Consider the following 22,486-nt stretch of genomic DNA (forward strand, 5'->3'; position numbering starts at 1 on the left):
TCGCACCCTCCATCCCGTTTGATGTCATGATTTCTTCTGCTTGAGCTTCACGCGCGGGTCCAGAAAATCTCGCAGGCCGTCTCCCAGCAAATTCAGCCCGAGCACGGACAAAATGATAAACACGCCGGGGAACACGACCATCCACCAAGCCTTGTAGATAACCAGCTTGCCGGCGTACAGAATGTTGCCCCAGCTTGCCTCCGGAGCCGGAATGCCGGCCCCCAGGAAGCTGAGCGCCGCCTCGGAAATGATCGCCTCCGCGAAGACGAACGTCGCCTGCACGAGCAGCGGCGACAGCGTGTTGACAGCGATATGCTTCCAGAGAATGCGGGAATCGCTCGCCCCTTGGGCGTGCATCGCTTCGATATAGGTCTGCTCGCGGACGACAAGCGCCGACGAGCGGACGACCCTGGCGATATTGGGCGTGAACACGATCGTCAAGGCGATAATAACGTTGGCCGCGGACGCCCCCAGCGCCGCCATCAAGGCGATGGCGAGCAATACGCCGGGAATGGCGATCAAGCCGTCGCAAATGCGCATTAAAATATGATCCAGCGTCTTGTAATAACTGGCGTAAATGCCGATCACGAGCCCCAGCAGCGAAGACAGCAGAGCCACGACCAGGCCAACGCTGATCGACACTCTCGCGCCGTAGACGATGCGCGTCATCAGATCCCGGCCGAACTCGTCGGTTCCGAGCAGGTGGGCGCCGCCGGGCGGCAGCAGACGCTCGGTCACCTTCATCGCGTACGGATCGTACGGCATCAGATAGGGACCGACGGCTGCGATCAAGACGAACAATGCGAACAGCACGGCGCCGATCATCAAGCCGTAGCTGCTTCTGAACCGGCGGAAGCGCAGGGCGCGCTGCTCTTTTTTCAGCCGTCTGCTCATCGCGGCGATATTTTCATTGGCCATGCTGCCCTCTCCTCCTTATTTGCGGTCCAGACGAACGCGGGGATCGACCGCGCCGTACAGCAGGTCGACGATCAGATTGATGCCCACGTAGATCAGCGTGACGATCAATACGACGCCCTGGATGACGGCGAAATCCCTGCGCACGACCGAATTCAGGATGAGCTGGCCCAGTCCGGGAATATTAAAGATCGACTCCACGACGACCGCTCCCGTCACCAGCGTGCCGAACGTCTGCCCGATGACGGTCAGAATCGGCAGGAACGCATTGCGGAAGGCGTGCTTCGTCAGCACGGTCAGCTCCCGCAGCCCCTTGGAACGCGCCGTCTTGATATAATTCAGGTTCAAAATTTCCAGCATGGACGAGCGGGTCATTCTCGTGATGAGCGCCGCCTGGATCGCGCCGAGCGAAAGCCCGGGAAGAATCAAATACTGCAGATGCTCCCACAGCCCTTCGCTCAGCGGCTCGTATCCCGCCACCGGCAGCCACTGCAGCCGCACGCCGACGCCCAGCATCAGGAACAGGCCGAGCAGGAAGCTCGGGACTGCGAGTCCGAGCAGCGATATCCCCATCAGCGAGTAATCGACGGCCGTTCCTCGCTTGTACGCCGCGATCATCCCGAACGGGATCGCCAGCACGAGCGCGATCGCTTGTCCGAGAATCGCCAGGGACAGCGTCGGCCATATATGTTCGGCAATCGCTTGCCCGACGGACTGCCGCATGAAGATCGAGTCGCCCAGGTCGCCTCTCAGCACGCCGGAAACCCAATGAATATACTGCTCGTGCACGGGGCGATTCAACCCAAGCTCCTCGTTCAGCGCCTGAATGTCCGCCTCCGAAGCTTCGATGCCCAGCATCGCGGCCGCGGGGTCGCCCGGCGTCAGGTGGATGATCAGGAAGATTGCGACCGTGACGACGAACAGGACGGGAATCAGAGACAGGAGCCTTTTCGCAACGTATGCCAGCATGTAATCCCCTCGTTCGTTGAAATATCGACATCATCAAGCAAAAACGCTATCGAGGATTCGTCGAACGGAGAATCGCGTTTTTGTCGAAAAATGATTCGGATAACCTCTAGCGTATTCGATTATTCCCGATTCATCAAGCAAAAACGCCTTCGGCGTCCTTAGGACGAAGAACGCGTTTTTGTCGGAGACGGCTCGGATGGAATTAGCGAACGTGATGCTTTCCGATGGTCAAGAGAAGGAGGGTGTCGGCTAAGCTACAAAGTAACTTGTCACACCCTCCTCGAACGGGAAAGACGATTATTTCGCGATTTTCGCGTTCCACACAAGCGAAGTTTTGAACAGCTCGAAGCCTTCCAAATCCTTCGACGTCGCCACGAGGCCGTTATAGTGGCCGATCACCGTGGACGAGCCGAATTCGTACAGGAATTGCTGCAGCTTCTCCCATTCCGCCTTGGCCGCTTCCGGAGTCGCGGCGCTGCGAATGGCGACGAGCGCCTGCTTCACGGTGTCGTTGTCCAGACCGGCCCAGTCCGGGTTGACGGCCAGCAGCTGCGGAGGCGTCAGTTGATAGCCTGTGCTGGCGATGAACAGATCCCATTTGCTGCGGTCGTTCTTCGTCTCGAGGAACGTCGGAAAATCGTAATTGTCGACTTTTACGTTCATGCCGATCTGGCGAAGCTGCTCCTGAATAACCAGCGTGCCCGTGTACATCTCGGCGTAATCCTTCGTCGTCAGCAGCGTAATTTCTTCTCCGTTATAGCCGGCTTCCGCCAACAGCTGCTTGGCCTTCTCCTGGTTGGCCTGGTTGTAGTAATCCTTGCCCGCGTCGTTGGCCCACTGCACTTGGCTCGTGCTGAGGTAGCCGGGGTCGAGCGAGTACAGATCCGGCTTGGCGAAGCTCGCCAGCATGATCTCCTCGTCGTTCAGCGCGGCGAGAACCGCCTGGCGGATCGTCGGATTCGCGAACAAGCCTTCGGAGGTGTTCAGGAACGCGGTCAGCGTACCGCCCGGGAACGTCAGCAGGTTCACATTCTTATCCGCGGCCAGCTCGTCGTAGCTCTCGATCGGAATGCTGTCGGCCACGTCGTATTTGCCCGTCTTGACGCCCGCGATCCGCGTGGCGTGGTCGGTGACAAAGTGGAAATACAAGTTTTCCGTAGGCGCGTCCTTGCGTCCGTAGTAACCGCTAGGCTCCGCGTCGACGCTCTGATAATCTTCGTTTCTGACCAAATGAATGTACTGATCCTGCTTCCATTCCGCGAACTTGTACGGGCCCGTGCCGATATATTCGGCGACGCCCTCCGCCGGAGCGGACTCCACGATCTCCTTCGGCATGATGGAAGGGAACTGCGCCTGGGAGGCGATCAGAATCAATACGTCGGACGTCGGCTGCTCCACGGTCAATTTCACCGTGTACGCGTCCACCGCCTCGAATTTCGCGTTCACGAGCAGCACTTTGGCGCGGGACGACGTCACGAGCCAACGGTTCATCGAGGCGACGACGTCTTCGGAGGTCATCTCTTTGCCGTTGTGGAACTTCACGCCTTGGCGCAGCTTAAACGTATACGTCAAGCCGTCCTCGCTTCTCTCCACCGATTCCGCCAGCTGCGGCATCGGCTCGTAGTTGGCGTTCAGCGTGTACAGCTGCTCGAAAATGTAGCCTGCCGTATCCAGCGCGACGGTCGATACCGTCATCGCGGAATCCAGTGTCGGAGGCTGTGCCGTAAGGGCGATATTCAGTTCGTTCTTATATTCCTTCGCGTTCTGCTCCTGAGACGCGCCGGCGCTGCCGGACGGGCTCTGGGAAGCATTCTGGCCCCCGCTGTTCGAATTGTCTTTGCTGCAGGCGGCCAGCACCGTTGTTAACAATAGGACCAATGCCAGCAAGCTGATCTTGTTGAATTTCATTCTAGCTTTCTCCCCCTGGTTGTCATGCTGAATTTTCGGAATGTTCCAAAAACATACTATTCCGAGTTGATATAATGGAATAGTAAATCATTTTCTTGGGGTTGTCAACGGAAGGATACGAAACGCGGCCCGAAAACAACATTCCATTTTAATCCTGACACACAGCTGTCAACAAGGGGCGGTTATGATGATTGCAGTCGGCGGGTTCGCCGGTTCACTTAACCGCGAAGGGAATGGAAACACCAATGAGTCAAAAGCAAACCAAAGTCGGATTCATTATGACGGGACTCCTGCTATCGATCCTCATGGCGTCGATGGACAACACGATCGTGGCCACGGCGATGGGCACGATCGTCGGGGAGATGGGCGGGCTGGACAAATTCGTCTGGGTAACCTCCGCTTATATGGTCACGGAAATGGCGGGAATGCCGATTTTCGGCAAGCTGTCCGACATGTACGGACGCAAGCGGTTTTTCATCTTCGGCATCGTCGTGTTCATGATCGGGTCGGCCCTGTGCGGCACGGCCGAATCCATCGCGACGCTCAGCATCTTCAGAGCGGTGCAGGGGGTCGGCGCAGGCGCCATGGTATCGATCGCATTCACGATCATGTTCGACGTCGTGGCTCCCGAGAACAGAGGGAAAATGACGGGAATGTTCGGCGGCTTGTTCGGCCTCTCGAGCATAGCCGCGCCGATGATCGGCGGTTATATCACGGACCATCTGCATTGGAAATGGATCTTCTACATCAATCTGCCGATCGGCTTGATCGCGTTCGCGATGGTTGCCGTATTTTACAAGAAGTCGGCGGCGCATTCCAGACAAAGCATCGATTACTTGGGCGCGACGCTGCTCGTCGGGGCGATCGTCTGCCTGATGATGGCTCTGGAGCTCGGCGGCAAGGAGTACGCTTGGGGCTCGCCGCAAATCCTCGGGCTGTTCGCAGGCTTCCTCGTATTGGTTCTGTTGCTGATCGTCGTGGAAAAAAGAGCGGCCGAACCGATCATCTCTTACCGAATGTTCCAAAATCGGCTCTATACGACGAGCAACGCGATCGCCATGTTCAGCGGCGCCGCTTTTATGTCCGCGTCGGTGTTCATTCCGATCTTCATCCAAGGCGTCCTTGGAGGCAGCGCGTCCAATGCCGGACTCGTTCTGCTGCCGATGATGATGGGATCGGTAGTGACGGCTACGCTGGGAGGTTTCCTGATGACGAAGCTGTCGTTCCGGGCGATTCTGGTCCCTCCCCTCATCCTGCTCATTGCCGGACTCGTTCTGCTGACGGGAATTACGGCGGAATCGCCGCGCATTCTCGTGACCGTCTATATGATTCTGATCGGCCTTGGCGTAGGCGCCACCTTCTCCGTTCTCAGCACGTCGGCCATTCAATCTTTTCCGGCCGCGCAGCGCGGAGCGGCCAATTCTACGCTTAACTTCAACCGTTCGCTCGGCATGACGCTCGGAATTACGATCTTCGGCATTATTCAGAGCCACTTGCTTACGGGCAAGCTGACATCGGCATTCGCGGGCGGCGGAGCCTTGTCCATGCCCGCGAGTCTCGACTACGGCGATCCGTACGTGCTGCTTAATCCCGAGCTCAGGCAGGCTTTCGACGCGGGCGTTCTCGACGTCGTCCGGTCCGGACTGGCCACGTCGATCGGCGCGACGTTCGCCTGGGGAATCGTTCCCGCCGCGCTCGCCCTGGTCGCCGCCCTGTCCATGAAGAAGGAAAAGCTCGACCCGGCGGCGGCGCTCGACGATTACGCGGCAGCGCATTAAAAGAACGCGCCGGAGATCGTGCAAATGTATACTGCTTCTCCCGTATAGAGGAAGGTCGGGCTGCCGGCGAATCAACGATGGAATGATCGCCCTAGCCGAGCAGCTCCACCGGAACGATGCCTTCGAGCGACGCGACGATTTCCCGTACTTTCTTTACCGTTCGGGGTCCTTGCGGCACGCCTCCGCGTCTATGCAGCAGCATCCATCTCAGACAAGCGATTCCCTCGAACAGGCGGAGCTCCTCCGGGGGAATCGGATTTGCCCGGAGATAAGCGGCGCGGAAAGCCGAGGCCAGACGTTCCGATGCGTAAATGCGAATGAGGACGCAAGCCCAGGCGAAGTCGTATCTGAAATCTCCGGCTTGGCCGTTCGTCCAGTCGAGGATCGCGTATTCGCCGTCGCGCTCGACGATATTTTGCAGATGATAATCTCCGTGAATGATCCGGTCGCTCGTCTCTGGAATGCGGGCCGTCAAGCGGCGCAAGGCTTGTTCAAGATCGGGATAAGCTTCGACTCCGGGAAAAAAATAGGCGGCCAGGTCGTGCTTCGGCAGCTTTACGCCCTTGAGCGACCCGACGGGAATCCGGTGAATCGCCGACAGAATGCCCGCCAGCGCGCTCATTGTCCCGGCGTTCGCTTTCGCGACGGATTCTCCGCCGTAGGCGGTCAGCAGCGCTTGATCTCCGTTCGGGTCGAGCCCCCAGCCAAGCGCCTCCGGCACCGCGATTCCCCGCTCGCTTAAAACCCGCAGCAGCCGACGTCCGGCCTGGAGTCTTTGCTCCATATTTTCAGCACAAAGCTGCCCCGATCCGCATCGATTCTCGTTACTTCGGCCTCGAAGCCTTGATTCATGCCGCGTACGGCCGCGGCGCCCGCCTCTTCGAGCAGCTTCTCCAAAGCCGCGGTCCCTTCCGTCCAGCGGATGCTCTCCAGTGGATTGTTCAATACGCTTCCCCTTCCTCTTGCGAGATCGATCGATTCCGATTGCATTCTTCCAATGCCGGTAAATCCTCCGAATCATCGCGGACAATATAGTCGATTGCGTTGCTTTTCCTCTGGAGGCACTCTCTTCCCTCATTGTAACTTGACCGCCTCATCTCGCAAAGCTCCGAAATTCGACAACGTTTCTGGGCGGAATGAGGAGAGGTCCCGGCGAATCGTTGGCAGTCAATGGTCATCCGCCAAAAAAAACCTCTTGTACGCATGACGGGCGCGTCCAAGAGGAGGGATTGCTTCTACATATGTTTTCTCGCTTCAAGCGGATGGTCGATCGTCGGGAACTCCCCGATGCGCAGCTTCGCGCCGCCGTACGGAACGAGCTCGAGGTCCGCAGTCGGCTGGCCCTCGGTGTTCGGATGCATCGGCGGAGTGCCGGCGTTGTTGCCTTCCATCCGCCAATCGCGCACCAGCCGTCCCTTCGTCTTCAGCCGGACGGGAGAATTGCTCGCGTCGAAGGGCTGATAAGCGACGTCCGACAATACCGCTTCATATTCGTTGTCGGCCGGCAATCCGTATTTCCAAGGAGAGCCGGGATACACCTCCCAATCGTGGAACTTCTCTCTGCGCTGCAGCAGCTGCCAGTTCTCCCGGATCGGCAGGGCGTATACGAGCGGTCCGCGCTCTACGCTGACAGCGAGCAGATTGCGGGTAACGGTCTTGGTCTTCATCGGCAGAAGCAGCGTCAGCCGATCCCCGTCCGACCATTCGCGGCGAAGGTTGGCGTAGCCTCTCTCGATCGACAGCTCGGCTTCTTCCCCGTTCAGCTTGACGACGGGCCCTTCGCACCATTCGGGAACGCGCAGCGCAATCGCGAATTCGGCCGGACGGTCGAGCGTGAGCTCGATGTCCACCGTCTCGCGGAACGGATAATTGCCGCTTACCCGCAGCTTCGCGAGTGCCTGTCCGCCTTCTCCGACCGGGGCCGTTACCGTGCAGGGCGCATACGATACCGCCGCGAGACCGCCTTCGCCGTCTTGCATCCACAGATGCGAGACCAGCTTCGGCCAGCCTTGGTGCATATTCGCCGTACAGCAGCCGAAATGGGGCTCCAGGCCGAACAGATTCGCATCGTCGCCGTTGCTCCAATCGCGGGGAGCCACGTTGCAGACGATCTGGTTCACCTGCTGGTCGTACTGGTGCGACGTCCAGTCCTTGGAGATCGCCGCCGGCAAAGCGTTAAACGCCACCTTTTCCAGAATGTCGCCGAAACGCCCTTCACCGAACACCCGCGTAAGCTGTTCCATCGAGAACATATACTCCACGACGGCGCACAGCTCGACGCCCTGGCTCGGATGCGTCCCGGACAGCCACTCGTCCCCCGAGAACATGCCGTGGGCTTGGCCGTGGTAAGTCATCAGGCTGTCGATGCCGCGATGAACCGCCTCCCGTTCCCGGGAATCTCCGGTCAGCTCGTACAGCGCGCCCGGCGCTTTAATGCCCATCGCCACGTTGACGACATGCGTCTTCCAATCCCATCGCTCGACCTTCCTCCAGAAAGGAAAGTCGTGGAATACGTCCGTCCAGCCCGTCGTCTGCGCGGCAACGATGCCGGCCAGCTCCTTTAAGTCCTCGTTCCCGGTTTTCCGGTACAGCCACTGAATCGACAGCAGCAGCTCCATTCCGCGCGCCTCCGCCCAGCCGCGCAGCGGCTGTCCCTCGATCCGGCTTCGCACGTACCGGAAATACGAGGTCAGGAACGGAACGACCCGCTCGTCCCCCGTCGCTTCCTCGTACTGCGTCATCACCTTGAGCATGATCATGTAGTGCCACCAATCCTGCTGCTTGTCGACGTCGCCGTTTACCGTCTCGATGGCGTCCGGTCCGAACGAGCCGTCCTCGCGTTGGCTGGCCAGCGACCATTCGATCCAGCGCTTCGCCTTGGCGATCAGACCGTCGTCCTCCAGCAGATAAGCCAGCGGAAGCAGCCCGTCCAAGTAGTACGGCCCGCGCTCCCAGCTCTCGCCCTTGCCGCCGATCCAGCCGTTGTCCGGACCGACGTCCGGCCAGTGCTCCTCCAAATGTCCCGTCAGCCCGTCGGCCTGAATCCGCAATTGATCCCGAAGCCACTGCTCCGGCTTGATCGCCCCGAGCGGGAGCGCTTCGAACGCCGTACGCTTTTTGCTCATTATGAATCCCTCGCTTGTTCGGAAGATAAGTGCTCTCCCTCCGAATATAGCACCGCAAATCCGTCTCGCCGATAGCGTAAAGCACACAGTTTTTGTCCGATCGCAACATGAGCCCCGCAGCTTCCGTTATAATGAACAAATAAACGCGCAGGGAAGAAAGGGATGGGGTCCGCATGCTGAAATTTGTTTCTCCGCCTCTGCCGCATTTCATCGCCTGCGGCGAAGACACGTATTCGGCGGGCCGGAGCCATGTCGATCGCTCGGGCATCGGCGTGTTCGATCTGCTGTTCGTTACCCGGGGCTGCCTGTATCTGGCGGAGGAATCGCTGCCCGTGGTCATTCCCGCGGGAGGCTTCGGCCTGCTGCGGCCGGACCGCGCTCACCGGACGACGGAGCCGTGCGAAGCGGAGACCCATTTCTACTGGATTCATTTCCAGACGTTCGGCGGTTGGAGCGAGACGGACGACGAGGGAGATCGGAAGGCGATCTTGTCCCGCGCGGAGGGCGATTATCCGGTCGTGCATCCCTTCTCCTTCTATCTGCCGCAGACGGGAAATCTGCTCGCGCCCGAATCCGCGCACGCCCATCTGCGCGGGATGCTGGCGCTGCAAGCCGAAATGTCCGCGCTCTCTTATTGGAGGCAGCAGCTGCTTTTTCAAGAGCTGCTCTTGCAGGTGCAGGAGGATTCCAAGCTTCCGGCCGGCGGCTCGTATTTGGCGATCGCCGAAGAGGCGGCCGCATTTCTGCGCCGCAGCTACCGGGAGACGTTTACCTATAAAAAAATGTCGGAGGAGCTGCACTTCCACGCCAACTATATTTCGCTCTGCATGAAACGGGTCTACGGCTGCACGCCGCTCGATTACTTGACCCGTTACCGGGTGGAGCAAGCCAAGCGGCTGCTGATCGATACGAACGACGCGGTCGGACGCGTCGCCGAGAACGTCGGCTTCGGTTCTTTTCCGCATTTCGTCCGCTGCTTCGGCCGCCTCGCCGGCACGACGCCCAAAGCATTCCGAATGCGATTCCGGCAGCTCTGACCTCTTAAAGGCACGCGAGACGGTCTTATACGATCCGCCGGAGCCGGTGACGGGCGAATAGCCGCCCCTTCTAAGACACGCTCTTGCTGTTATCGCGCTTGCCGGCATTTCGCTTGCCGAGACGCAACGCCAGAGAGGCCAGCTCCTTCCGGTGCTTGTATACGATGATCGCGAAGCTGCCGAGCCATACGTAGAGAAGCGCGGCCTCCTGCTGCGACGCCAGCAGGTAGACCGGGAGCAGCAGCGTTCCGACGACGACCTGCGCGGCGTCCGACTCCGGTCTCTTGGGGCGATCGCCCCGGAGCAGGCGGGCGGTGCCTTTCAATACGGCCAGCAAAACCGCGTAAGCGAGCGCGGCTTCGAAGCCCGTTATCGCGCTCCAGACTCCGAACGTTACCGCGATCGCCTTGCCGCCGCGCCCTCCGAGAAACGGGGAGAACGCGTGACCGGCAATCGGAGCGATCGCCAGCGGAATAAGGCGGCCCCCCTGGGCGTAACCCGCGGCGACCAGCCCCAGCAGCGGCAAGTAGCCCTTCAGGAAATCCAGGACGACACCCGCGAGACCGAGCCGGAAGCCCGCCGCCTTCCACAGGTTCAGCGCGCCCGGATTCCCGTCGCCGACGCCGCGCAGCTCCCGGTTCGCCGCCCGCCCCAGCCAGTAAGAGAACATAAGCGAACCGGACAGGAACGCCGCGATCGTCCACAGAACCAGCATCATAGACTCTTCCCGCCTCCCGCGCGGACGTCTCTTCCTTTCCACCTGACGCGCCCCAGCACCGCGACCTGGTACAGCGAATACAGCATCACGGCAAGGAAAAACAACGAAGCCAGCGGATGCAGCAGCGGAATTACGATGCCGAAATAACCCGCGTATCTCATGAAATAGACGATCTGCGCCGTGTACAGCGCATAGCCGACCGCCAGCGGCAGCGCCCACGGCGTAGCAGCCATGGGGAACACGAGCTCCGTCGCAAGCAGGCCCACGATCCAGGCCGCCGTGCAGACGATCGTCCGACGATCCAGCGTAGACGTGCTCAGAACGGCGCCTTTGCTGAAGCCTTCGATCTCGCTGCGAATGCCCTGCGGATACATCCGGAAAGAAACGAGGCGGTATCCGATGTAGTTGGCGGTCGGAATGCCGGCCTCCCGGAACTTCGAGCCGAGCAGCAGATCGTCCAGCACCTCTCCCCGGACGCTCTCGTGGCCATCGATTTTCTCGTAATCCGCCCGGGACGCGACAATGCAAGAGCCGTACAGCCCTTTCCCCGGATTGTTTCTCTCGAACGGAGAAGTAAAGGCAAACACGCCCAACAAATTAAAAATCAGTGCCAATCTTTCATGAAGCTTCTCCGTGAGATGATAGGGCACGACGGACACGACGCCTCCGCAGCTTTCCCTGGCGCGCAGCAGAGAGGCCAGCGCGTTCGGCGCGAGCCGAACGTCGGCGTCCATGAAGGCGAGCACGTCTCCCGAGGAATGCGAGTACCCCGTCCATACCGCCCAGTTCTTGCCGGTCCATCCTTCGGGCAAAGGCGTGCCGGCAATGACCGTAACCCCGTAGCTCTCGGCGATCTCGCGCGTGCGATCCTCCGAGAGATCGTCCACGACGATGATTTCGTGCGGCCGCACGGTTTGCTCCATCAGCGAACCGAGCAGGTGCGGCAGGTTCCGCTCCTCGTTCCTGGCCGGAATGATCACGGAAAGCCGCCCGGCGGCAGGCTCTCCCGAGACGGGCAGCCCGGCCCGCCGAAACAGCAAAAAGCCGGACAAGCCGCCGAGCGGCACGAACACCGCGATCCAGACCCAGCCCCACATGGCCATACTTCCGCCTCCCTCGTTTCTTCATTTATATGTGAAGAAAGGATAAGCGTAGACTTCGAGCCGCCGATGACGTTCCTTCTTAGTCGCGATAATACGGGCTCGTATCCCGCACCTCCTGCATCGCGTCCGTCAAGCTTTTGCCTTCCTCCCGCAGATCGTCGATGAGGAAGTCGGCGCGGATCAGCCCTTTGTGAAGGACGATGGCGCGATCGATCACGTTCTCGATCTCGTCGATCAGATGGGTCGTGATCAGCACGGTCTCGTCCCCCCTCAGTCCGGACATCATCAGCTTGAGGGAATCCCGCCGCGAGAAAACGTCCTTGCCCACGAACGGTTCGTCCAGCAGCAAATAATCCGGGCGCTTGGCCAAGCCCGCGCTCATCTCCAGCTTCATTTTCTGACCCTTGGAGAACGTTCTGATTTTGCGGCGGGCGGGCAGCTCGAACCGTTCCAGCAGCTGCTGGAAATACGCTTGATCGAACCGGGGGAAAAACCCGGACAGGAACGCCGCGTATTCCAGCGGAGTCTTGTTCGGCAGGAAGCTGCCCTCCTCGGTAATAAACGCCATTCGCGCGTATTGCCGGACGACGGGCTCCCCCTCGATCGTGATCTCGCCGTTTTGCAGCTCGCCGATGCCCATGATCGCCTTGAGCAGCGTCGTTTTCCCGCTCCCGTTCTCGCCCAGAATGCCGACGATCTCGCCTTTGGGAATCTTCAGCCCGTTGACGTACAGCAAGGCGTTGCTTGTCGGATAACGCTTATCTACGTATTTCAACTCGATCACGGCTCATTCCTCCCTCGGCTTCTCCAAAGCGTTATTCGAAGACGATATTCGTAAAATAGCGGTATTCCATCTGCGAGTAGCCGAAGCCCCCCTGCATCGGAGATTGGTTGTAGGCGCGGATATTGTCGTCGTTCAGATCGGTAACGATCTCGCCCTTGTAAATCGGCTTCGAATTCTCGTAGACGTACATATACAGGTGCTTCGGACGCACGATATCGTACATCGCTCTGCTCCGCTCCGTCTCGGGTTCGCGAAACGACCGGATCGCGTACAGCTTGCCGTTGCGGTAGCCCAGACGGGAAATCCCGTTGTACGTATCCTCTTCCCCGTCGGAAAAAGCAAGCTCCGTCCGGTTCGCAAGCTCGACTCCGTCGGCGAACTCGAAGCTGAGCGCCGTCATGTCGGTCCGGTTCTGGGTCGAGGAGCCTCTGCGGAAGTTTAACGTCAGCGTTAATCGCTCGTGATCCGGGTAGGCCTCATAGCCTTCGTAATACGAGGCGGTCGTCGCCGGGCCGGAAACGTACTCGCGCGCGGGCAAGCGAAACTCCGGAACGGCCGCCTCTCCGAGCGCCTCCCCGGTACGGCCGTCGTAACTTCGGATATGCAGCGTTTCGTTCTCCGCGGAGATCAGGACCAGCCGGTCGCCGACCGCCTCCAGGCCGAGAATCTCGATCCCCGTCCCCTCGCCGGAGCGATTCGCTTCAAGCGAGAAGTCGACAAGCCGACGGGACGCGTAATCTTGCGGATTCATGCCCGACCGGAAGCCCCACGGATAAAATTCAAGCTCGTAAATCGCGCTGGTCCCGACGAACTGCGAGGATACGGGAACGGTGTAATACACGTTGTCCCCGATGCCGGCCAGTCCGTATTCGGGCGGATTGGCAAGACGGACGCCGTCGTTCGGGTCCTCGGAGTCGCGGCGCATCGGCGGCGGAACGACCTCGGCCGAGCCGACCGGAATCGCGTAGCCTCGATCCGTCATTTTTCTCGACATGATCGTATGCAGCGAACTCGTATTCTGCACGCTGTATTCCAGCTCTCCCAGACGCGCGGGGCTGCCCGGCGCGTAGCGATAGAAGTCGGCCTGCTTCGGCTGCTCGAACAGCTCCGTATCGGCGCGCATCCGCCCTTCCTCTATCCGGAAGCGCGTCCGGTGAACCCCGTCTCCCAGCTCGCCGCTTATCGCAATGTCGCGAATCGCCTCGCGGCTGCCGGCCAGATCGCGAATCTCGAACGTCCCGTTATCCTTCGACCGATACGCTGCCGCCGTCAACGCGACGATAATCGCAATCGCCGCGGCCAGCGCAGGAAGCGCGGCGTGACGCTTGATTTTCTCCATTCCCGGTCTCCTCCTTCCGTTCGCGCGTTACGCGATCGCCCCTCTGCGCACCAGGCTCAGACTATGCCAGACGAAAAATCCGCTCAACGCCAGCAGCAAGGCGCTGCTGACATACAACCCCGTCGGCTCGGCGTACCGGGCCGTCTCGTGCATCCGGTAGCCGATCGCGTCGATCAGAATCCATCCTGCGGCGGCGATAGCGGCAAATCCGAAATATTTGCGGCTTCGCTCGCACAGCGCGCCGTAGTAGAACCCGGTCGCGACCGTAACGCCCATCGCCAGCGTGGACAGCATCCGGCTGAAGCTCATCGGCAGCAGCAAGCGGAAAAAGTCCGAACGGATCATCGCCAGAAAATAACCGTTGCGCATCGCGAACTCTCCATCGGCGTAGCTCGCAACCTTGGACGCGTAGAGCGCGTACCCGAGCCGGATGCCGATCAGCTGCGACGCCAGCAACAGCAGCAGGCAAGCCGCGAACGCGGCCGCCTTGCCGAAGTACAGCGCCTCTCGACGGACCGGCAGCGTCAAGTACGTATAGACGCTTTTGCCGCCCCAATAGTCCGCGTACACCGTAATCAGGAAGAAGGCGCACACAAGCGCGAGCAGGATCAGAAACAGAAGGACGCTTCCGGACGAAGCGTACGCCTCCTCGAAGCGCTCGTTCACCGTAAATTCGCTGTACGATCGCAATTGCCGGTGCAGCAAAATTAACGGCGCGACGATCGACGCGGCGCACACGGACGCGATGAAAATCAACCATTTGGCAAATTCGAGATTGAGCAGACGATAGAAGCCTTTCATCGCTTTGCAGCCCCTTACTTGTATTATAGGAATAGTACAACAAACGCAAAAAAATTTTTATTCCCACTGTTCGCTGATCAGCTCGACCACCATCTTGAACGGCAAATGAATTTCCTTGGCCGACTCGACGAACTCGCGCACCAGCTCGCGGGTCAGCTCCTCCTCGATCCGGCGGAATACGGCGTCGTCGACATAGACGACGCTGCCCAGCGTGCTGCTCGTGCGCACGAAGCCTTCGTCCTCCATCAGCTTAAACGCCTTCTGCACCGTATTCGGGTTAATGCTGAGCTGAGCCGCGACCTCTCTTCTGGAGGGCAGCTTGTCGCCGGATACCGCCTTGCGCAGCAAAATTTGCCGTTTCACGAACAGCGCCGCCTGCAGGTAGACGGGATCCTTGTTATTAAGCTTCAGCTCGTAGAAATTCAGCATGCCCGGTATCACCTGCCTTGGAATCACTTGTATTATGCCACTGGTACAATGAAGCTGTCAACGGGCAGAGGCCGGAACGCGGATTTCCACGCGTGTCCCCTCATCCGCGCCGCTGTGAATCGATAGACCGTAAGCTCGCCCGTAATGCATGCGGATTCTGCGATTGACATTCGCCAGTCCGATGCCGGCGCTTCGGCCGTGCGAAGGATGCAGCGCCGCCTCCCCGGTCACCAGCGATTCGCGAATCGCGTGCAGCCGCTCCTCCGTCATTCCCGTTCCGTTGTCCGATACGGCGATGATCATGTCCTCTCCGGCCCTCGCGGCGGCGATGCGAATCGCGCCTTGGTAGTTTTTGGACGTCATGCCGTGAACGAACGCGTTTTCCACGATCGGCTGGAGCATAAAACGAATGATTTTGCACGCTTTCAGCTCGTCCGGAACGGTCAGAGATACGCGCACGCCTTCTCCGTACCGGGCGTTCATGATTTTCAAATAGTTGTGGACATACTCTACCTCGTCCTGAAGCGTAATGAACGGCGAGCGGTCCTTGTAGATCGCGCGCAGCATGTTGCCAAGCGTTGTGATGCTGTCGACGATGCTCAATTCCTTGCGCACCATCGCCACCCATTTGATCGTGTTCAGCGCGTTGTACAGGAAGTGGGGATTGATTTGGGATTGCAGGGCCTCCAGCTCCAGCGCCCGCTTCTCCTCCTCGATCGTCCTGTTCTGCTCGATAAGCTCTCCGATGCTCATCGACATCTTGTTGAATCTTCTGCCGATGATGCCCAGCTCCGTGCTCGGCGTCTCGTCCAGCACGATGCCCAAATTTCCGTGCTCCATCTCGCGCATGGCGTGCACCAGATGGTTAAACGGTCTCGTAATGCGATAAATCCAGTAAACGGACAGCAGCAAGGCGAACAAAATGCTGAACGCGACCGCGATTCCGATCAATTTGCGCAGATTCAGCGTATTCAGCACGAATTCCGCTTCCGGAGTTTCGTTGATCAGCGTCCAGTCGGTCTGCCCTACCCGATAATAGGTCACCTGCTGGGTGCGGCCGCCGATCGGCAGCATGAAGCTGCCGTTGGAGCCGGCTTGGTCCAGCCGGTCCAGGAACGGGGAGCCTTCCCCGATCAGCCGGGAATCGACGTCCGAAATGCGGATTCCGTCTCCGTCGATCAGATACGGACTGCCCGCCCCCTCCCGGCCTTCGCTGCTGTTATAGATGGAGACGAACTCCTCCTGACGGACGTTAACGGCGAGCACGGCCGACAGATTGACCCTGCCCAGGGCGTTGACATTGCGAACCGCGGTCATGTACGGAATCGGCCGGTCGCTCGGATAGACCCGTTCCGCCAACCCGAACAAGGAGGAATCCGCTTGGCCGTCCCATAGAAAACCGTTGGACTTCCGGCTGATCCGCTCGTACAAAGCAGAGGCGTAGAACGGGCTTGAGCGGCTGGCGTCCTTGCTGTACCAGCTGCTGTTTACCGTGACCGACACCGCTTCTCCGTTGCGGTTGTAGAGCGAGATCGAATAGACGTACGGATAGGTGCTCAGGATGACGTCAAGCGTTTTGATAATTTGCCGCGCGGCGTTCAGCCGGGAAGCCTCGTCCGGATAGTCCGGCTGGCTGACAAAGCTCTGGATGTCGTTGTTGATGGCCAACAATCCCATCATTTTCTCCAACTGGTCCCGGAAGCTTAAAATGTTGTACTCCGACTGGCGAAACTGGCCGGTTACCGATTGTTCGGACTTCTCCTTCAAGATCGACAGAACGCTGTGATAGACCGCAAAGGAGAGAGCGCTTACAATCAAAATCGTCATCGCCAGAAAAGAGGCGATCAGCTGCGTTTTCAGCTTCAGGTTGAAATTGCGGTCGGTCAAAATTTTAAGCATCCTCATACGTGTCCGTTCTCCCGCCCAGCACCTTTTTCTTCCGAAACTCCAACGGCGACATGCCGGTCGTCTTTTTGAAAATCCTGCTGAAATAAGCGCTGTCCTTCACACCGACGTTATCCGCGATCTCGTACGTTTTAAGCGAGGTGCTGCGCAGCAGCTCCTTGGCCTTGTCGATGCGGTATTCCGTCAAGTATTCGATCAGGTTCATGCCCATCTCCTTCTTGAACAGCAGGCTCAAATAGTTGGGACTAAGCCGGACATAGTCGGAAATATCCCGCAGCGACAAGTTCTGGTCGTAACGGCGATGCACGTATTGAACGGCGTCGGCCACTTCCTTGCTGACGGACCGGACCGCTTCCCTCAGCTTGGCCGTTTCCTCCAGATGGGTCTCCCATACTTGCACGGAATCGTGAATCGTCGGACTTCCCATAATCTTGTCCCCGCTCGACGGCGAATCTTGTTCCTCCGGCAGCCCCAGATAACGGCAGGTCCAATCGGCGAGACCGGCCAGCAGCCGCTTCCACTCCGCCTCCGAATACGGAGGCTGGCGCTCCATTCGAAGCTCGACCTCTCTCTGCAGATCCCGGCGGCAGGTTCCTCCGAGCCTTTCCCACCTGGCGCAGGCGGCCTTTACCGCTTCCTTCCACCCGGCGTCCTCGCGGGCGTAGACCCGGTCGGAGGCGAATACGAACGACGAAGCCGAGAAATAGCGGGCCGACATGCCTTCGCTGCATTGCTGATACATCTTCTTCCACGACGCGAAGCCCTGACCCAGGGAACTGACGTATCCGAAGACGGGAACGTTAAAATAAGTGTTCATCGCTTTCCGGATGTTGTCCAGCAGCTCGTTCAGCTTCAAGCGCAGCTCCTCCTCCGACAGCGGGTCCTCGAAGGAGAGAAGCAGCATGTAGCGGTTGTCGCGATCGTGAAAAGCCTCGCCCAGACGATGCTTGGCCAGAATCTCGTTCAGAACGTTCAGCACGGTAAAATGGATCAGCTCTCCCCGCTCGTCGTTAAAGCGTTCGAGCAGCCGGAAGTGCTGGCCGGTCTCGACGATCGCCATCATGATCCGGTCCGGCTTGATCCAGGCATTCATATGCTTAAGCAGCTGATCGAGCTCGGAATCCGAGTAGACGCCGTAAAACAAATAATCCTTGATCAGCTTCTCCTTTAACGTCTCCAGATTCATCCTCCGATTCAGCGCCGCGGGGGAGACCTGCCCTCGCTGCCTGAGCTCCTCGCGCACGGAGGCGAGCACCTCCTCCATTTCGCCGATCGTCATCGTCAGCTTCAAAATATAGCCGGACACTTTGAGATTGGCCGCCTTGCGCGCGTATTCGAACTCCTCCAGACAGCTCAGGATGAGAATGCGGGTATCCTGGTCCTGCTTCCGGATGGCGGAGATCAGCTCCATGCCGTCCATGATTGGCATCTTGAGATCGGTGACGATCAGATCCGGCCTGTCCCGCTCGTAGACGGCCAAAGCCTCCGCCCCGTTGGAGACGTCCGCGACGACCTCCATCCCGTATTTGCTCCAGTCCATGGAATTTTTCAGACCGATGCGAACGATCACTTCGTCCTCCACAATCATTACCTTGTACATGTGCCACCCCGCGCGGAAGAAAATCCCCTTTTCCTACATGATATCATGGCCGCCCGAATGCGGGAACGCCGCCTGCCGCATATACCGATGGAGTTGTCCCCTAAGTCAGGGCGTACAAGAGGATCGAGGATAAAGAAGAAGCATCCATCTCCTGGAGACTGCCTCATACGTTCCTGAAATGACCCATTTACGGGTTTACCCATTCGAAATTTCAGGATCGAATAGCAGCGGAAGGAGATAGATGCGACTTACATCATTCCATCGTTCATCGTTCGGTACGCCCTTTTTGCTTATGGGACAGCCCGCATCGGGGCGGCGAATCAGTTCGTTCCCGAAATCAACTGCTCGTATTTGGCCAGACCGTCTTCGAACGACTTCCTCCAGAACGCGTCCACTTCGGCGAAGCCGGCTTTATCGATCAGCTCCATAATCCGGTCTTTCTCCTTCTGGAACGCCTCGTCGGATTCGGTCATTACCGCTTTCGGAATTTCCCGAATCAGAATTTGCTCGATGTTGCTTTCCACCTTGGCCAATTCATCGTCGCCCTGGGACTGCAGCGCCGACAACGCGGGAATATCCATCTTGCTGAGACCTCTGACTGTTCCTTGCTCGACCAGCTTGGTCCAGGCGTCGCCCGGATAAGAGCCGCCGTAATATTCGCTGTATTCCTTGTCGAGCGGATTCAGCTTCGTCTCGAAATACTTGTCCGTCAAGCGAAGATCGAGATAGGAGCCGTTGGCGTCGACCAGACTTCCTCCGAGCCCTCTCAGCTTGCCGTAGAGGCCGATGCCCGTCCGGGAAGCAAAATCCTTGTCTTCGTTGATCGCCTTGATCGTGTCGTCCAGCAGCTCGGCCTTGCCGTTCTCGATAGCCCAATGCTCGTCCTGAAGCCCGTTCAGCATCAGCCGCGCTCCCTCTTCGGAATAGAGATAGTCCAGAAATTCGATCGCCCGTTCGGGTTCCTTGCAGTCCTTCGTAATGATGATCCAGGGATCGTTTAATCCGACGATCGATTGCAGGCTGTAAGCCTGGGACACGGCTCCCTCGACGACCTGGGCGACGAAGCCTTTGTCCTCCTGGCCTTTGGCTTTGAAATAGGCGTTGGCCCCGTCCAGCTCCCAACCCATATGAATCGTCAGCAGCTGGCCCGCCTTCAGCTTGGCCTGATAGTCGCTGTACTTCTGCGTGAACGCCTCCGTGTCCAGGATGCCGGCCCGAAACGCTTTATTGTAAAACTGGACCCCGCGCCAGAGCGGACCGTCGGCGGCATAACGATGCACGTACTCGCCGTCGGGATTGGTCGCCGTGTTTTTCGTGCTTTCCGTCCAGCCTTCGGCGTAAATAAACGGAACGTGATACGACCATAGCCCCCAATCCGTCCATCCGGACAAGCCGTACACCTTCTTGCCCTCCTCGGTCGTCGGGTGCTTCTTCAGCTGGGAGGCGAGCATCGGAATCATGTCGTCGTACGATTGGAGCTCCGGATAGCCTTCCTCCTTGTAGTAGTCCCAGCGGGTGTACCAGCCGATCCACGGCGAATAGTTTTTGTACGGCTTCGCGTCCGGGGTAATCTCGATCGGAAGAAAATAATAATTGCCGTCCTGGTTGTCCAGACGCGCGTTGATGACCTCCAACGCGGTCTTGTGCTTGGAAATATTGGGCGCCTTGGCGAGCAGGTCGTTAAGCGGCATCGCGAGCTTGCCGTCGAACGCGATTCGGCCCTGCTCCGGCGGCAAAATCATAATATCCGGCAGGTCGCCGCCCGCCAGCATGACCTTGATTTTGTCGGGATCGCTGCTGATAATATCCATCGTGACGCCGGTCTTGTCGCGAATGGCGTCGGCGACCGGGTTGCTCTGGGCGCCGGGCGTTCCTCCGAACGCCTGGTCCGTGCTGATCGTCAGCTTGATCGGCTTCGCCGCCCCGCCCTCCGACGAGGTTGCCGCCGCGGAAGAGCTCGGCGACCCGGCAGGCTCGTTCCCGCCGCCGGAGCATGCCGTTATCGCGGTCGTCAGCAGGACGATGGCAGCCAGAACGGCCAAATAGGTTTTTTTCATGAAATCGAAACCCTCCTCGAGTAATGTCTATCTATATACAGCCGCGAACGCGGACGGTATATCGTCGCTCCCGGCCGGAATCAGCCCTTGATCGCTCCGAGCATGATTCCCTTGACGAAGTATCTCTGCATGACCGGATAGACGACAAGAATCGGAAACGTAACGATCATCGTGGTGCTCATCTTGATGCTCTCCGGCGTCAAAACCATACTTCTCGCGTTGCGGGTAATGCTGGCGGCGTCCATGCCCGTAAAGGCGTTGGCCGAATTAAGGAATTCGTACAAAGTCAGCTGCAGCGTCTTCAGGCCCGGATCGTGCACCAGAAAATAATTGTCGATCCACGTATTCCACTGCCCCACGGAAGCGAAGACGGCGATCGTGGCGACGATTGGCTTGCTGAGCGGAAAGACGATCCGGGCGAACAGCGTGAAATACCCCGCCCCGTCGATCATCGCCGATTCCTCCAATGCCGCCGGCAGCTGCTCGATGTAGGTTTTGATCAGGATGACGAAAAAACCGGAAACCGCGGTAGGCAGCACGTAAAGCCAAAAGCTGTTGTCCAGATTCAGCATCTTCATCGTAATGTACCAGGGAATCAGCCCCGCGTTGATATAGAGCGTGACGACGAGCAGACGGTACACCGTCTTGCGCAGCAGCATCCGCTCCTTGGTCAGCAAATAGGCGAAGAAGCTGCAGCAGCAGATCGTAAGCGCGGTCCCGACGACCGTGCGGGCGGCGGAAACGAAAAACGAATTGGCGATATAAGGCAGCGACAGAATGCTGCGATAGGTTTCCAGCTCAAAGCCCGCCGGCAGAAAATATACGCCCTGAACGACCTTCATCGGATCGCTGATCGAATAAATAAACACGTAATAAAACGGATAAATGCACAGCAGAACGAACAGGGACAGCAGCAAGTAGTTGAGCCCGTCGAACAGCCGATTTCCGTAACGCTGCAAAGTCGTTGCCCTCCTTTCTCGTTAGATCATCGTTTGCCCTCTGACTTTTTTGGCGACGGCGTTCACCGAGAACAGGAGAACGACGCTGACGAGCGTCTTGAACATGCCGACCGCGGTGGCGAAAGGATAATCGCCCACCTTGATGCCCGCCCGGTACACGTAATAATCGAGAACCTCGATCTTGTCCGCGACCAACGGATTGTAAAAAACGAAGTATTGATCGAAGGAGCTGGACAGCATATTGCTGATGTTCAGCAGCAGCAGGACGAGGAACGTCGGCATAAGACCGGGAACGGTAATGTGCCGGATTGCCCGGAACCGGCCCGCTCCGTCCACCTTGGCCGCGTCGTACAGCTCTCCGTCGATCCCGGCGATCGCGGCGATATAAATGATCGCGCTCCAGCCGAGCCCTTTCCAGAGCGTGATGCCCGCTTGAAAATACCATACGATGCTTGCGTTGCCGAGCGGTTCGACGGTCGCATTCGCGCCGAGCGCCCTTAACAGCGTATTGATCATGCCCTCGTTGGAGAAAAAGGCGAAGGCCAGGGAGAAGACAAGCACCCAGCTGATAAAATTCGGCAGCGTCGAGAACGTCTGCACGAACTTCTTGAAGCGGGCCGCGCGCACCTCGTTCAGCATGATCGCAAATACGACGGCAAGCGGAGACAGCGCAATGTTGAGGAAGTTCATCGCAAGCGTGTTGATCAGCGCGTTAAGCAGGTCCGGCGAGTCGAACAGCTCCCGGAAATGCGCCAGGCCCGCGAACGGGGCCGCTGCCAGCGGGATGCCGGGCTTGTACTCGAAAAAGGCGTACACCCAGCCGTACACGGGAAAATAATTGAACGCGAGCATGCAGACGACGAACGGAAGCGAGAGAAGAAAAAGCAGCCATCCGTCGCGGCCGATTTTGCGGCGGCCGGGGGAAGAGATCAAGTTGCGCGAAGCCATGCGGGAAACTCCTTTCTGCGCGATACCTCTTCAGTATAGCTCCGCTTAAAACCGTTCTGAATGCAACTTGTTCTGACTTTTTGGACATATTTATCGTCTTTCGGGAACGAC

The 22,486-nt window shown here is 58.7% G+C and carries 19 protein-coding genes; 2 read left to right on the forward strand and 17 right to left on the reverse strand.

The features are described from left to right. Nucleotides 1-24: 24 nt before the first annotated feature. The 3 genes from ACFFT4_RS10475 to ACFFT4_RS10485 all read right to left on the reverse strand — a co-directional run bounded on the left by ACFFT4_RS10475 (nucleotide 25) and on the right by ACFFT4_RS10485 (nucleotide 3,792). Complete coding sequence (locus ACFFT4_RS10475; RefSeq protein WP_378047398.1) at nucleotides 25-918, reverse strand: ABC transporter permease; 894 nt, start codon at nucleotides 916-918, stop codon at nucleotides 25-27. Between the two features lie 15 nt (nucleotides 919-933). Then, nucleotides 934-1,884: an ABC transporter permease gene (locus ACFFT4_RS10480; protein ID WP_378047400.1), complete on the reverse strand. Its 951-nt coding sequence runs from the start codon at nucleotides 1,882-1,884 to the stop codon at nucleotides 934-936. A gap of 297 nt (nucleotides 1,885-2,181) precedes the next feature. Next, a complete protein-coding gene (locus tag ACFFT4_RS10485; protein ID WP_378047402.1) occupies nucleotides 2,182-3,792 on the reverse strand; it encodes an ABC transporter substrate-binding protein in 1,611 nt (536 codons plus the stop codon). 245 nt (nucleotides 3,793-4,037) lie between these two features. Between ACFFT4_RS10485 and ACFFT4_RS10490 the strand changes: the two genes are divergently transcribed. Further along, the gene (locus ACFFT4_RS10490) at nucleotides 4,038-5,570 is read left to right on the forward strand and encodes an MDR family MFS transporter (protein ID WP_378047403.1); all 1,533 of its coding nucleotides are present in this window, start codon (nucleotides 4,038-4,040) and stop codon (nucleotides 5,568-5,570) included. 91 nt (nucleotides 5,571-5,661) lie between these two features. Here the strand turns inward: ACFFT4_RS10490 and ACFFT4_RS10495 are convergent, their stop codons facing one another. From ACFFT4_RS10495 to ACFFT4_RS10505, 3 genes are all read right to left on the reverse strand, one after another. Next, nucleotides 5,662-6,354 carry a phosphotransferase gene (locus ACFFT4_RS10495; protein WP_378047405.1) on the reverse strand — a complete coding sequence of 231 codons (693 nt, stop codon included), beginning with the start codon at nucleotides 6,352-6,354 and terminating at the stop codon, nucleotides 5,662-5,664. Beyond that, nucleotides 6,309-6,515 carry a hypothetical protein gene (locus ACFFT4_RS10500; RefSeq protein ID WP_378047407.1) on the reverse strand — a complete coding sequence of 69 codons (207 nt, stop codon included), beginning with the start codon at nucleotides 6,513-6,515 and terminating at the stop codon, nucleotides 6,309-6,311. Before ACFFT4_RS10500 ends, ACFFT4_RS10495 begins: the two co-directional genes overlap by 46 nt. A 290-nt stretch (nucleotides 6,516-6,805) precedes the next feature. Next, nucleotides 6,806-8,695, reverse strand: coding sequence for a beta-L-arabinofuranosidase domain-containing protein (locus tag ACFFT4_RS10505; protein WP_378047409.1), 1,890 nt, complete (start codon nucleotides 8,693-8,695; stop codon nucleotides 6,806-6,808). Between the two features lie 173 nt (nucleotides 8,696-8,868). Here ACFFT4_RS10505 and ACFFT4_RS10510 point away from each other — a divergent pair, with 173 nt between their 5' ends. Next, nucleotides 8,869-9,732 (forward strand): helix-turn-helix transcriptional regulator, encoded by an 864-nt coding sequence (locus ACFFT4_RS10510; RefSeq protein ID WP_378047411.1) that lies wholly within the window; start codon nucleotides 8,869-8,871, stop codon nucleotides 9,730-9,732. A 70-nt stretch (nucleotides 9,733-9,802) separates the two neighbouring features. Here ACFFT4_RS10510 and ACFFT4_RS10515 read toward each other — a convergent pair whose 3' ends face one another. The 11 genes from ACFFT4_RS10515 to ACFFT4_RS10565 form a co-directional block, all read right to left on the reverse strand. Then, nucleotides 9,803-10,450, reverse strand: a complete 648-nt coding sequence (locus ACFFT4_RS10515) for a glycerol-3-phosphate acyltransferase (RefSeq protein ID WP_378047413.1) — start codon at nucleotides 10,448-10,450, stop codon at nucleotides 9,803-9,805. Beyond that, on the reverse strand, nucleotides 10,447-11,553 hold the full coding sequence (locus ACFFT4_RS10520; RefSeq protein WP_378047415.1) for a glycosyltransferase family 2 protein: 1,107 nt from the start codon (nucleotides 11,551-11,553) through the stop codon (nucleotides 10,447-10,449). The genes ACFFT4_RS10515 and ACFFT4_RS10520 overlap by 4 nt, the downstream gene beginning before the upstream one ends. Before the next feature lie 79 nt (nucleotides 11,554-11,632). Then, the gene (locus ACFFT4_RS10525; protein WP_378047417.1) at nucleotides 11,633-12,337 is read right to left on the reverse strand and encodes an ABC transporter ATP-binding protein; all 705 of its coding nucleotides are present in this window, start codon (nucleotides 12,335-12,337) and stop codon (nucleotides 11,633-11,635) included. 31 nt (nucleotides 12,338-12,368) lie between these two features. Continuing rightward, nucleotides 12,369-13,676 (reverse strand): hypothetical protein, encoded by a 1,308-nt coding sequence (locus tag ACFFT4_RS10530; protein WP_378047419.1) that lies wholly within the window; start codon nucleotides 13,674-13,676, stop codon nucleotides 12,369-12,371. A 27-nt stretch (nucleotides 13,677-13,703) separates the two neighbouring features. Beyond that, a complete protein-coding gene (locus ACFFT4_RS10535) occupies nucleotides 13,704-14,477 on the reverse strand; it encodes a hypothetical protein (RefSeq protein ID WP_378047420.1) in 774 nt (257 codons plus the stop codon). A 57-nt stretch (nucleotides 14,478-14,534) separates the two neighbouring features. Then, a complete protein-coding gene (locus tag ACFFT4_RS10540) occupies nucleotides 14,535-14,906 on the reverse strand; it encodes a GntR family transcriptional regulator (RefSeq protein WP_378047422.1) in 372 nt (123 codons plus the stop codon). Between the two features lie 57 nt (nucleotides 14,907-14,963). Then, nucleotides 14,964-16,811: a cache domain-containing sensor histidine kinase gene (locus ACFFT4_RS10545; protein ID WP_378047424.1), complete on the reverse strand. Its 1,848-nt coding sequence runs from the start codon at nucleotides 16,809-16,811 to the stop codon at nucleotides 14,964-14,966. Then, nucleotides 16,798-18,411, reverse strand: a complete 1,614-nt coding sequence (locus ACFFT4_RS10550; protein ID WP_378047425.1) for a response regulator transcription factor — start codon at nucleotides 18,409-18,411, stop codon at nucleotides 16,798-16,800. Before ACFFT4_RS10550 ends, ACFFT4_RS10545 begins: the two co-directional genes overlap by 14 nt. 320 nt (nucleotides 18,412-18,731) lie before the next feature. Beyond that, the gene (locus ACFFT4_RS10555) at nucleotides 18,732-20,468 is read right to left on the reverse strand and encodes a type 2 periplasmic-binding domain-containing protein (RefSeq protein ID WP_378047427.1); all 1,737 of its coding nucleotides are present in this window, start codon (nucleotides 20,466-20,468) and stop codon (nucleotides 18,732-18,734) included. An 80-nt stretch (nucleotides 20,469-20,548) separates the two neighbouring features. Further along, nucleotides 20,549-21,427: a carbohydrate ABC transporter permease gene (locus ACFFT4_RS10560; RefSeq protein ID WP_378047429.1), complete on the reverse strand. Its 879-nt coding sequence runs from the start codon at nucleotides 21,425-21,427 to the stop codon at nucleotides 20,549-20,551. Nucleotides 21,428-21,448: 21 nt separating this feature from the next. After that, the gene (locus ACFFT4_RS10565) at nucleotides 21,449-22,375 is read right to left on the reverse strand and encodes an ABC transporter permease (protein ID WP_378047431.1); all 927 of its coding nucleotides are present in this window, start codon (nucleotides 22,373-22,375) and stop codon (nucleotides 21,449-21,451) included. Nucleotides 22,376-22,486 lie beyond the last annotated feature (111 nt).

Source organism: Cohnella cellulosilytica, from assembly GCF_042431195.1.
Lineage (GTDB): Bacteria > Bacillota > Bacilli > Paenibacillales > Paenibacillaceae > Cohnella > Cohnella cellulosilytica.